The sequence below is a fragment of the candidate division TA06 bacterium genome (assembly GCA_004376575.1).
Classification (GTDB): Bacteria; Hydrothermota; DG-26; order E44-bin18; family E44-bin18; genus E44-bin18.
Window position 1 is genome coordinate 16,019 of sequence record SOJN01000030.1, and the last position, 11,904, is coordinate 27,922.

Genomic DNA, 11,904 nt, shown 5'->3' on the forward strand with positions numbered 1-11,904 from the left:
TTTGCCTATTCTCTCACGCCAACATAGTTGATGAGATTGACAGCCTTACCTGTCTTCGCCATCTTGGCCAGTTGGTCATAGATCGATTTTATCTCTTCCATACTGATGTCTCTACCTCCCAGGCCAAAGATGTAGTCTGCCATGGGGGGTTTGCCGTCTGCATCATATAAAGCAGACCTGATGTCGGTGAATAGGGGTCCGCCGAATCCAGCAAGCGAATCTGCTCTGTCCATCACAGCGACAGCCTTCTTGTCACTCAGTATTTTCACTACATCATCAAACGGGAATGGGCGGAAAACCCTGATCTTGAGCACCCCCGCCTTGATCCCTTTCTCTCTGAGTGAATCGACCACTGCCTTTGTTGTGCCCGCTGCAGAACCCATAACCACGACGACCAGTTCCGCGTCATCAACCATGTATCCTTCGACCATCCCGTACTCTCTTCCATACTTCTCCTTAAATTCCTTGGCCACCTTTTCTATCTGTTTTGGCGCCTCGTTCATCCCTTCGGACTGAGCTCTCTTGTGTTCAAAAAAGTAGTCCTGAAGGTCAAAGGTACCGACAAGAATAGGATTGTCAACATCCAGAAGCGAGAACTTGGGGTGATATTCACCGACGAAATCCTGAACCTCCTTATCGGGTAGCATCTCCAGACGCTGCATTTCGTGGCTTATGATGAATCCATCAGTAGTTACCATTGCGGGAACCCTTGTCGCCTCCGCAATCCTGATCGCCTGTATTATGGAGTCGTATGCCTCTTGTGCGTTCTCACTGAATATCTGTATCCAGCCCGCGTCTCTGGAACCCATGGTGTCAGAGTGGTCGCAATGTATGTTGATAGGGCCAGACAGAGCCCTGTTCACCTCACAAATGATAATGGGAAGTCGCAGAGCTGCGGCGATATAGAGAATCTCGTGCATGAGGGCAAGTCCCTGGGAAGATGTAGAGGTTATTACTCTACCTCCCGCTGCAGCAGCACCCACACACGCGCTAATAGCACTGTGTTCGCTTTCAACGGGCACAAACTCAGTGTCCACCAAGCCGTCGGATACGAAGGAGGCGAACAACTGAACAACCTCTGTCGCTGGAGTTATGGGATAGGCGGCAACAACGTCAGGGTTTATCTGCCTCATGGCTTCAGCCATCGCCTCGTTTCCGGTTCTCGCCACTATATTGAATTCCACTTTCTTCGGCATCACCCTTTCCTTCCAGGTATCATTTCCGGAATTCGCTCTCCAGCTTTATTTCAATGGCTGACGCCTTTGGAGGACACTCCCGCTCGCAGATTCCACAGCCTTTGCAGTACCTGAGATCGATCCCCTTTATCTTATCATCTTCTACCATTATGGCAGAATCTGGACAGTATATCCAACACAGGAAACAATGGATGCATTTTTCTTCGCTCCAGATGGGACGGTGGGTTCTCCAGTCGCCGGTGTGATAGGCCAGGGCACGGCCAGCGTAGTCGATGGAGCCAAGCTCTAAATCTTTCCAACCCTGTTTCTTCATTCCGACCGCACTTCCTTGTAGGCTCTTCGCATGCAGTTGACGTTGCCTTCAATGATTTCTGGTCTATCCCGGAACTTCTTGGACAGCTTGCTTTTCGTGTCTTCTAGCATTCTCTTAAAGTCCAAGACCTCCGTCGCTTTCACCATTGCGCCCAGCATGGGCGTGTTAGGTATGACCTTACCCAACGTGTCCAGAGATATCTTCGACGCATCCACCGTGAAAACCTTCCTGCCCTTCAGCTTGAGCCGTTTTCTGACTTCCGCCGGGCTCTCCGGAGTATTAACTACGATAGTTCCATCCTCGGGAAGCCCTTCTGTCACGTCGATCGAATCGATTAGAGTCCGATCCAATACAACCACAATGTCTGGGCTGGATACGCCGCAGTGCATTTTGATGGGTTCGTTGCTCAACCTGTTGAAGGACATCATGGGAGCGCCCATTCTTTCCGGTCCGTATTCCGGAAAGCCTTGAATATACTTGCCTGTGGAAAGGGCAGCATCTGCAAAGAGAAGCGCCACCGTCTTCGCTCCCTGTCCTCCCCTTCCATGCCACCTGATCTCAGTTATCTTCTTCATTTAGCCCTCAGATTACACCCTAACTTTATAAGATTACCAGACATGATTCCCCTGGTCAAGCCCAAAAACCACCACAGAGAGGCACTGTAAGCCATAAGGCATTCAAATTAGTACTCACTGCGGCCAAGGAGCGCCCTGGAGAGCGTGACCTCGTCAGCAAGATCGATGTCGCTGCCGACCGGGAGACCCCTCGCGATTCTCGTCACCTTGATGCTGATTGGTTTTAGCAGCCTTGCAATATACAAGGCTGTGGCCTCACCTTCGGCATTCGGGTTGGTTGCGAGGATTATCTCCTCAATCGATTCTCTGTTTACCCTCTCTATAAGTTCTTTTACCTTTATGTCTTCAGGTCCTATTCCGTCCAGGGGAGAGAGGGAGCCACCCAGGACATGATATTTTCCGTGAAAGTCAGCAGTCCGCTCGAAGGCGAAAACATCGGTAGCTTGTTCGACGACACATATTGTGCCGGGGTCTCTGGTCTTGTCTGTACATATGTGACATGGGTCTTTTTCCGTAATGCCGAAGCAGACCGAGCACAGCCTGACTTTTTCCTTTGCCGCTTGTATCGCCCGTGACAATTCCCCGGCCTCCTCCTTTGAAACCTTGAGGAGGTGGAAGGCGAGCCTCTGAGCCGTTTTTCTGCCAACGCCCGGAAGTTTACGCAGCTCTTCTATCAACTTCTCTGTGGAGATCGAACTTTTTATCATCTTTATTTTGTCGGTCCGAATAGGCCCGGTATCATGAGGCCCCCGGTAACCGTTTTCATCTCCTCAGCCGCGAGCTCTTGTGCTTTTCTTCGTGCCTCCCTTACGGCTGCCACCACCAGGTCTTCGAGCATTTGAATGTCGTCTGGATTGACCACCTCAGGATCTATCTTCACCTCGAGCAAATTCTGCTGTCCATCCACTATTGCTCTGACCATGCCTCCCCCTGCCTCACCCTCAAGCCTCATGTCGGCAAGTTTCTTCTGAATCTCATCCATTTTGGTTTGAAGTTTTTGAGCTTGTTTCATTATCTGATCCATTCTCATGCTCTTCTCTCCTTTTTTGCAGCCTCTCAGTCTGTGAACTCCTCAGAGTCAACAATTTCTGCGTCGAAAGTTTCCATAATCTCTTTCACTGCTTCATTCTCTGGGGGAGTCTTTTTCGCTTTTTCACGGGGATGTCTGGGACCAGAAGATTCTTTCAGGACACAAGAGAACTTCAACTTCCTTCCTAGCAGCTCACCAAGTTCTGATTCTATCAGTTCGAGGTTGGGCGCTGACTGCACATTATCCATCTGAAACTTGTTCTTGGCAGAGAACCCCACGGCAAATTCCTCTTCCGTGAGGGACTGCGGCTGGCCGAAGCTGAGTGATTCTCCCACGAACCTTTTTCGCGTCTTTACCCTTTCCACCAGAGAGGAGAATATGTCGGGCAAGTTCTTCTCCACTGAAACAGATTTTTCTATCGGATCTTTCTTCTCTCTTAGTCCTTCAATCTTTTCAAGTAGAGTTTCCAGCTTGATCGTTGAATCGAGCCTGGATAGTTGCACTACGTGAGTATCAAGCAATGTGTGAGGTTGAGCGCTCCAATGGAGTCTCGGCTCCAGCTGAGCGGTGAGGCTCAGCATGCGCAGTATCTGCCCGGAGTCGAACTGAGTGGCTTGGTTGTTGTACCGCTCAAGCTCTGATTCTGGGAGGCCCTGGACTTCAGCCAGCCTCAAATCAAGCCTCAGGAGAAGAAGCGTCCTGAGATGCTCGACAAGTTCGAGCACGAACTCGCGTGGGTCGTACCCCTGCCGTATGACCCTGTCTATGAGTAGCAGAGCCCCTCTGGGATCGTGTTGCGAAAAACAGTCTGTCAGTTCAAACAGAAGTTCCGAAGGGACGAAGCCTAGAACAGTCCTAACGTCGGAGTCGGTCACCTTGTTTTGACTGAATGAGGCTACCTGGTCCAGCATTGACTCGGCATCTCTTACGCTCCCGTCTGCCTTTTTCGCTATGAGCAGGAAGGCTTCATCCTCGACCTCAATTTTCTCGTGGTCTGCGATGTACTTCAATCTGTCGATTATCTCTTTCACAGAGATTTTCCTGAAATCGAAGCGCTGGCATCTGGATAGAATAGTCTGGAGGAGTTTATTGGGTTCAGTTGTTGCAAAGATGAAGAGAACCTGGGGAGGAGGCTCCTCAAGAGTCTTGAGAAGAGCATTGAAGGCCTCCGTGGTCAACATGTGGACCTCGTCTATCACATATATCTTATGTCGGCCTTGCAGGGGGGCATATCTCACCTTTTCCCTCAAGTTTCGGATTTCATCAATTCCCCGGTTGGATGCCCCGTCTATTTCCAGAACATCTGGACTTGTAGACCGGGATATCTCCAGGCAGGAAGGACAGGTGTTGCACGGGACTTCCGTCGGCCCGTCCTTGCAGTTGAGTGCCTTGGCCAGGATTCGTGCCGTGGTCGTTTTGCCCACGCCCCTCGGCCCGGCGAAGAGATACGCATGGGCGATCCTGTTCGACCTTATCGCGTTCCTGAGGGTTGTTGTCACATGATCCTGGCCGATGACCTCGTCAAAAGTCTTGGGCCTATACTTGCGTGCAAGGACCACGTATGAGTTCTGTTTTGATACCATATTCTTTGAATACAATAACTTTACCGGTCGTGCCCCAGACTTCGGGACGGCTCTCGCAGTGGCTTGCTTTCAGGTTCGGCTCCAGCCAGGCTACCCCACGGCAGCGAGATGCACCTCTTACCGCTGCTTCCTTCCGGACCTGACGGGGTTCGCGGGATCGCACCCCGCGGGACCCAGCCTTCACAGCGTAGCCTGAAAGGGCACGCTACAAGAGGACCGCCCTCATGCTGGGCTTTCGGCCCCGCTAGAGCGGATTTCGGGTTCAGGGCACCGCTGGCTCCCCGCCTAGCACGACCGGAATAATTGCAGGGATCAGTCCGCATTGGACTTCCACGTTTCTTGATGGCTTTGTGGAGCAGAGCGGACTCGAACCGCCGGCCTCCTCCGTGCGAGGGAGGCGCTCTCCCAACTGAGCTACTGCCCCAAATCCGCAGATTGACAGAGCATACTCAAAGAGCTTATAAGGTGAAAACAAAAAGGCGGCGCGAGCTGCCATCGCCACAAGAGAAGGTAGCAAACCATATAGCTAGTGTCAATACCTTTTGCAAAGAGCGAGGGACAAAGTAGGGGCAGGGATCGAACGCGCAGTGGCGGTGAAGAGAGCGGTTCGATTGAACCATATTGAACCGGGGATGGGCGTGGGGGAGAAGGGATTGAACGGGGGGTGGGGATGAAGGGGGTGTCCCGACACATGACACAAAAAAGGCCGGGCCACTGGGGCCCGGCCGTGCGATCCCAAAACAAAGAGCAATTCCTTCAGCGGATTAGGATCATCTTCCTGCTCAGTGTCGAGTTTCCGAATCTCAACTTATAGAAATAGACGCCGGAGCGCGCGTAGTCTCCTCTGTCTGTTTTTCCGTCCCAAATCACACTCAGTGTTCTGGCAGTAGACGTAAGGTCAACCTGCTTGATCAGTCTCCCGGCAGCATCATAGATCTCAAAGGAAGAAGACAATGCCCCCTCTGGAAGTAGTACCTGGATGTTGGTTGAATTCGAGAAAGGATTGGGGTTGTTCTGACCTAGCATGGGAAGAGGAGACTCACGGTGCAACTCAGACTCGGCGACACCAACGGGCGGTCCGTAGACAATCGTCTTCTTTAGCGTATCATTCTCTGGATTCCTATCATCGTACGTTGTAACAAATACTGTCATATCCACCTGCACAAATGAGTCGGTGTGGGGGACTGTCCACTGCGCAAACCACGCATCTACGGTTTGGCCGTAGGTGACGTCCGGGAACTGGAGTGTATCAGCGTAGCCATCAATTGTGCAGAAGGCGTTGATAGTGTCTGTCATGTTCCCAAAGTTGGCCAGCCTCGCGCCAATATCGTATGTGGAGTCGGTTAGCAGTGTGTCAGCCGGGGCGAGTATATCGGTGACCGCGGCGTCGTGTTTCTCAACCATAGATACGTACGCCCTCATCATCCAGTCATTGCTGTTGTCCTTAACCCATGCTGTTTGAAAGCGCCACGTCTGGTTGGCGATCGGCAAGTCACTATCATAAGCCAGGGATGGAGCGCCAGTGTTGTACCAATACGCTATGTAGAATTTCCCATCATCAAAGACTGGTGCCTTCAAGTAGGTATTGAATGTGTGCCAGCCCGAACTTGACACAGACGTTGTCTCAGCATACCAGACGGTGCCCGGCAGGTGCCAGGGCCCGTCATCATCCAGGACCCACATGACAACCGGATCCCCACTTGAACCGAAGTAAATCTTGACGCTTTCGACCAGGCATGGATACCATGGCGGTACGTACTCCGTCGCCCACGCATTGTTCGGGACGCCGGTGAAGGAGCCGTCGTAGTCATCGTCATCATAGGTAAGAGCTGCTCTGGGCGGAGAACAGACCTGAGTTTCGAGATAGGCGACATCGTTATCTGTTATCATGTCTCCGGGCAGAAGGGTTGTGGTGGTGATTATGTATTCTCCGTCTGCCACTGGATTCCAGATCTGAAAATAGACTGTATCGAGATCACCAGGCGCTATTTCGTCTACGAACTGGGTATCTATGTAAACCACAGAGGCTGTGTAAGAAGTGTCTATTATCGAGCATTCTACCGGGAGGTTATATTCGGTGGAGTCGCCCAAGTTTTCGATCACTGCCCATGGAGTGGAAGACGCGGGATTTCTCATGAAGAATCCGCCCGTTGTACGGACGCCTCTAACACCGACGTCGCGTATGGTGACCCCACCATAGTCGACAAGAGCTCTTACCAGGAGGTCGCCAGCGTTGATTTCATACCAATTTGTAAGGCTGCGGTAGAAGCTTCTTATGGGAGAACTGGATATTGCGTCCATCAGACAGAATGGCGGCCCAGGCGCGTAGTAGCCTATCCAGAAATCTGTGTCGATGAAGAGTGCCGAGTCCAGGTCCACCTGCCTGAAGGTGAAACTCAAACCCAGGTAAGGTATTGGGGCATGGAGAAGAGTCCCAGGTTCACCGCCGTCATCAGCCCATACGAATAGACTACAGCTATCGACAGAGACCTGATAGTTGGCAACGGAGGCCCCTTTCAACGTGCAGCCGACAACGGGCGTGAATCTCACCGCAAAATCCCAGTGCTGTTGGGGGTAATATGCAGCTCCAGTTCCGTCATCATAATAGATAGTGTCAGGGGTTGGTGTAGGGAAGAAAAGAAAGTTCTCCGCGGGCGGGCCACCCTGGACGCGTTCTACTGGGTAGAGCACCGCGCCAGCGCAGCACGCAGCCCACAAGATAACCAGGCAGAAAGGGAACAGACGCTTGTATGACATAGTCCCTCACTCCTTTCTTTGGATGTTAAAAGGATTATATCACCAATGCATTCCAGGTCAATCTATTTGATGCACTAATTGTGTCCACTTATCGAGGAGAACCTGTTATTTCTTGAGGAAAGGGATCCGCCGATTGCCGGTTCCCTGAGAAACAGCACCTCTTCATTGACTACAGCGGAATCGAAGAGTATACTGGAAAAGTACGAAGAACGAAGGAGGTGTTAGTGGTTGAGTTACCCGAAGGTGTAAGAATCGAGGAAGTCCCTGTAGAGAAGAGGTACAGAAGCGCCACCTCAGCCCTGATGAATAGAGTCAGAAGACTCTATGAGGAGATCTACAGCCGTTTCGGGGATGAGGGCTTGGAGCTGATTCGGGATGTGAGTGCCCAGTTCGGCAAAGAAATCGCTGAAAGGGCAAAGAAGAGGGTGAAGGAATCTGATGCAAAGTCTGTCGCTTTGTATATTATCAGAATCTTCAATAACGTGAGGGGAGAGGGCAAAGTAGTAGAGTGGGGTGAGAACCGGGTGGTCATCAGGGTCAATCGATGTCCTTACCCCTTTGAAAGCCCGGAGCTCTGTGACGCGCACACCACAATGGAGAGAGTCGTGGTAGAAACGTTGGGAGACGGGCTCCGTTACTACATTGAAAAATCGATCCCCAGGGGGGATTCCTATTGCGACCACGTGATAGAAAAGGTTTGTGAAAAGGGGGGGTAATAGATTTGACTTTTCCAGCCTGGTCAGTTAGATTGTGTTATTACGAACTCGTAAACATGGAGTTATGAGTGGCCATCATTGAAATCGAAGGAAGAAAATTCGAAGTGGACGAAGAAGGGTTTCTCAGGAATCCTGAAGAGTGGAATGATGAGGTGGCAGTTTTGCTGGCAAAGGCCGATAACATACAGGAAATGAGTGAAGAACACTGGGCTGTGGTGAAATACATAAGACAGTACTATCTGGAGAATCAGCTTGCTCCAATGGTCCGAAGCTTGTGCAAGGCTACTGATCTCAAACTCAGGGAAATATACGACCTTTTTCCTCTTGGTCCGGCGAAAGGGGCGTGCAAAGTGGCGGGTCTGCCCAAGCCGGACGGATGTGTTTGAAGAAATTCCTATGGCAGAAACACTCCGGTTCATCTATTTTGGTTGTCTCCTTTATTGTCTCCTTTTTTTCGCTTTCTGGTCCATACAGTTGATCAGACGCAGAAGGCCCGACCATTCAGTGCCGAAGAGAAGCTCATTTCCGGGAATACTGTCCGCATTCACCAGAGGTATGGCTCCTTGGAGGAAAGAGAGCGCAAGTCGCAACCCGCTTGGTTATGGCGCTGGCGTCATATACCATCTGGTAAGTTTCTCTTCGTTTGTTGTTCTTGCCTTCCCTGCGTTGTTGTTACAGCGCAGTACAACGATCATATCTATCCTGTCGGCTGGATTTGCTTGTGGGCTTTATCTTCTTTTCAAGAGGGTGTTCAACAGGCACTTGAGGTTCATGAGTGAACCTGGTGACTACGTGGCGAATGTTCTGGTTGATCTAATGCAGCTTTCAGTGATTTTGACCATCTTTGGGGTCACTGCTCCTTTTGTGTGCTATGCTGCTGCCTGTGTAGTACTACTCTATTTGCCTTTTGGAAAGCTGAAGCACTGCTACTATTTCTTTGCATCGCGCCTCCTGCTGGGGAGAAGTTATGGGAGAAAGGGAGTTATGGTCTAATCATGGGGCAAGAGATGGCACAGAAGAGTGATCTGGCGAGAATGCTCACAGAACGACTTGATTGTGAACTCACTGCTTACCTTGACGCGTGCGTACGCTGTGGGTTGTGTGCTAAATCCTGCCACTTCTATTTGACAGATGGTGAGCCAGAATCCATACCAGGTTACAAACTGAATCGTCTCGGAGGCCTGTACAGGAGGCTGGTAAGGCTCCCGGACAGATTGTTCAGCCGCACCAATCCTGAAACTCAATTGACAGAGGAGTTCCTGAAAGCAATGGTTGATGTCGCCTTTGGGCGATGCAACATGTGCGGCAGATGTGGATTTCACTGTTCTATAGGGCTCGATGTTTCGAAAGTGACACACCGAATTCGGGGGATTCTCACGGAGTTAGGCAGAGTCCCTGAAGGGTTGGACTCCACAATTCTGGCAGCAGTGGAGACTGGGAACAACATGCGGATAACGAGAGATGAATGGGTAGACACGGTAAAATGGCTGGAAGAGGAGTTGCGCGATGAGGTTTCAGATGAGAGGGCATCGATGCCACTCGATGTCCATGGAGCGCGCATTCTTTATGCTGTCAACCCGCGGGAGCCAAAGTTCTTTCCGCTTTCACTCACTGCAGCAGGGAAGGTTTTCTATGCCGCAGGTGAGGACTGGACGATGAGCAGCCAGTTCTTCGATGTGACCAACTATGCGTACTATTCTGGCGATGATGTCCAGGCTGGAATGCTGGCCAAAAATCTCATGTCTGAGGCAGAAAGGCTGGGTGTAAACGCTCTTGTCCTTTCCGAATGTGGCCATGGCTATTATGCGGCCAGGTGGCACGTTCCGGAATATACGAATGGAAAAGAGCGTATTGAGGTCTTGAGCATTCTGGAACTTCTGTGGGACTACATAAGGACTGGCAGAATAAAGGTGACGCCTTCGGCGAACAAGGGTAAGGTGACTCTCCATGATCCTTGCCATCTGGTGAGAAAGGGTGGCATAATAGAGGAACAGAGAAACATATTGAAGAACGTCGTCTCTGACTTCGTTGAGATGACCCCCAACAGGGAGAGGAACTTCTGCTGTTCTGGAGGTGGTGGGAGTTTGTCTATGAAAGTTTTTGCGAATCGAAGGATAAGCTCCGGAAAACTGAAGGCAGAGCAGATAGAAAGGACAGAAGCAGAAATAGTCGCTACTCCCTGTCACAACTGTATTGATCAGCTTCTGGAACTCGATAGACACTACAAGCTTGGCGTCAAGATTCAAACTGTCACAGAACTGGTGGCCAATGCACTTGTCCTATCTCCAGAAGGTGATTCAAAAGAGGAGAGGTTGTAAGAATGGGAAGAGAGCTTGCTTACCTCGACAACGCGGCAACCGCCTATCCGAAACCACGTGAGGTGCACGATTTCATGTGTGAGTTCTACAGGACTTGCGGAGTCAACCCGGGAAGGTCCGGATATGACCTCTCACTTGAGGCTGAACAGATGGTTTTGGAGACGAGGAAGATGCTTACTCAGTTTTTCAATGGCGGCGAAGATTTCAACCGTCTCGTTTTCACGTACAATGCCTCAGATTCGCTGAATATGATCATAAATGGAATGCTCAAAATAGGAGACCATGTAATAACATCGCGCCTGGAGCATAACTCTGTGTTGAGACCACTGTATCATAAGGAGATGGATAGGGGCGTGGAGGTTGACCGCTTGCCATTTGATGATAGAGGATACATGGACCCCGACGATGTAAAAAGAAGGATCAAGAAGAATACAAGACTGGTAATCATAAACCACGGGTCCAACGTCATTGGCACTCTTCAACCAGTGGCCGAGATCGGCCGAATATGCAAAGAGAAAGGGGTCCCATTTGCAGTTGATGTGGCCCAAACAGCGGGCGCGACTTCTATTGACATGCAGGCGATGTGTATTGATGTCCTTGCATTCACCGGGCATAAGTCTCTTCTTGGACCTCCGGGCATAGGCGGGCTTTGTGTGAGGGATGGCGTCGAGATCGAGCCGTCGAGATTCGGGGGAACGGGTGTGCGTTCTGCAGTGAAAACACATCTATATGAATATCCGTACAGGCTTGAGTGTGGGACTATGAACCTTATGGGAGTGGCAGGACTCAATGCCGGAGTGAAATACATAAACAGGGTCGGTCTGGAGAATATCCACAGCAAGAAGATGGAACTATTTGAGACGCTCAAGACTGGGTTAGAGGAAATAGAAGGCGTTCTACTCTACTGCGCTGAAGGCACCCTGGATCATCTGCCTGTCGTGTCATGCAACATACAGGGCAAGGTGGCTGCAGATGTTGGGACCATTCTTGACGTTGACTACGATATAGCGGCCAGGACGGGGCTCCAATGTGCTCCACTTGTGCATGAAGATATAGGTACTGCTCCCAAGGGAACTGTCAGGTTCAGCATTGGTGCATTTAATACCGAAGAGCATGTTGAAAGGGCAGTGGACGCGGTGAATGAGATAGCCAGCAGCAGATCAGGGTAAACTCCGAATCTGCCTGCCTGGGGCGTTTCACGGCCCCCCGTTTCTCACGAAGTGAGATACACGGGGCTTTCCCCAAATCGTGGCACCAAACCCGGTCATTCCCGCCCCCGATCAGGTCGGGCGCAGGCTTTGCGGGAATCCAGTGAGGATACCATGAACGAGAGACAACCGACCGTTTACATTCTCGCAAGTAGGCGCAACGGAACGCTCTACACCGGCGTGACTACCAACCTTGCCAAACGCGTCT

The 11,904-nt window shown here is 51.0% G+C and carries 13 protein-coding genes, 1 tRNA gene and 1 other RNA gene; 6 read left to right on the forward strand and 9 right to left on the reverse strand.

Annotated elements, in window-relative coordinates:
- Positions 1–5: 5 nt before the first annotated feature.
- The 9 genes from porA to E3J62_02255 all read right to left on the reverse strand — a co-directional run bounded on the left by porA (position 6) and on the right by E3J62_02255 (position 7,454).
- A complete protein-coding gene (gene porA / locus E3J62_02215; protein TET47176.1) occupies positions 6–1,196 on the reverse strand; it encodes a pyruvate ferredoxin oxidoreductase in 1,191 nt (396 codons plus the stop codon).
- A 19-nt stretch (positions 1,197–1,215) separates the two neighbouring features.
- Positions 1,216–1,509, reverse strand: coding sequence for a 4Fe-4S dicluster domain-containing protein (locus E3J62_02220; GenBank protein ID TET47177.1), 294 nt, complete (start codon positions 1,507–1,509; stop codon positions 1,216–1,218).
- Positions 1,506–2,084 carry a pyruvate synthase gene (locus E3J62_02225; protein ID TET47178.1) on the reverse strand — a complete coding sequence of 193 codons (579 nt, stop codon included), beginning with the start codon at positions 2,082–2,084 and terminating at the stop codon, positions 1,506–1,508. The genes E3J62_02220 and E3J62_02225 overlap by 4 nt, the downstream gene beginning before the upstream one ends.
- Positions 2,085–2,191: 107 nt before the next feature.
- On the reverse strand, positions 2,192–2,791 hold the full coding sequence (gene recR / locus E3J62_02230; GenBank protein ID TET47179.1) for a recombination protein RecR: 600 nt from the start codon (positions 2,789–2,791) through the stop codon (positions 2,192–2,194).
- Between the two features lie 2 nt (positions 2,792–2,793).
- Entirely contained in the window at positions 2,794–3,114 is a 321-nt protein-coding gene (locus E3J62_02235; GenBank protein TET47180.1) for a YbaB/EbfC family nucleoid-associated protein, read from the reverse strand.
- 26 nt (positions 3,115–3,140) lie between these two features.
- The gene (dnaX, locus tag E3J62_02240) at positions 3,141–4,697 is read right to left on the reverse strand and encodes a DNA polymerase III subunit gamma/tau (protein ID TET47181.1); all 1,557 of its coding nucleotides are present in this window, start codon (positions 4,695–4,697) and stop codon (positions 3,141–3,143) included.
- Between the two features lie 27 nt (positions 4,698–4,724).
- Positions 4,725–4,991, reverse strand: an RNA gene (gene ffs, locus E3J62_02245) — signal recognition particle sRNA large type.
- A gap of 54 nt (positions 4,992–5,045) precedes the next feature.
- Positions 5,046–5,121 (reverse strand) — tRNA-Ala (locus E3J62_02250).
- 332 nt (positions 5,122–5,453) lie between these two features.
- Positions 5,454–7,454 carry a T9SS type A sorting domain-containing protein gene (locus E3J62_02255; protein ID TET47182.1) on the reverse strand — a complete coding sequence of 667 codons (2,001 nt, stop codon included), beginning with the start codon at positions 7,452–7,454 and terminating at the stop codon, positions 5,454–5,456.
- 224 nt (positions 7,455–7,678) lie between these two features.
- On the opposite strand from E3J62_02255, the gene E3J62_02260 reads away from it, so the two are divergent.
- From E3J62_02260 to E3J62_02285, 6 genes are all read left to right on the forward strand, one after another.
- Positions 7,679–8,170 carry a hypothetical protein gene (locus E3J62_02260; GenBank protein ID TET47183.1) on the forward strand — a complete coding sequence of 164 codons (492 nt, stop codon included), beginning with the start codon at positions 7,679–7,681 and terminating at the stop codon, positions 8,168–8,170.
- 68 nt (positions 8,171–8,238) lie between these two features.
- Positions 8,239–8,556, forward strand: coding sequence for a TusE/DsrC/DsvC family sulfur relay protein (gene tusE, locus E3J62_02265; GenBank protein TET47184.1), 318 nt, complete (start codon positions 8,239–8,241; stop codon positions 8,554–8,556).
- Between the two features lie 10 nt (positions 8,557–8,566).
- Positions 8,567–9,163, forward strand: a complete 597-nt coding sequence (locus tag E3J62_02270; protein TET47185.1) for a hypothetical protein — start codon at positions 8,567–8,569, stop codon at positions 9,161–9,163.
- A 2-nt stretch (positions 9,164–9,165) separates the two neighbouring features.
- Positions 9,166–10,488, forward strand: coding sequence for a (Fe-S)-binding protein (locus E3J62_02275; protein TET47186.1), 1,323 nt, complete (start codon positions 9,166–9,168; stop codon positions 10,486–10,488).
- A 2-nt stretch (positions 10,489–10,490) separates the two neighbouring features.
- The gene (locus tag E3J62_02280) at positions 10,491–11,657 is read left to right on the forward strand and encodes an aminotransferase class V-fold PLP-dependent enzyme (GenBank protein ID TET47187.1); all 1,167 of its coding nucleotides are present in this window, start codon (positions 10,491–10,493) and stop codon (positions 11,655–11,657) included.
- Between the two features lie 153 nt (positions 11,658–11,810).
- The coding region (locus E3J62_02285; GenBank protein TET47188.1) for a GIY-YIG nuclease family protein at positions 11,811–11,904 on the forward strand (94 nt) is incomplete at its 3' end.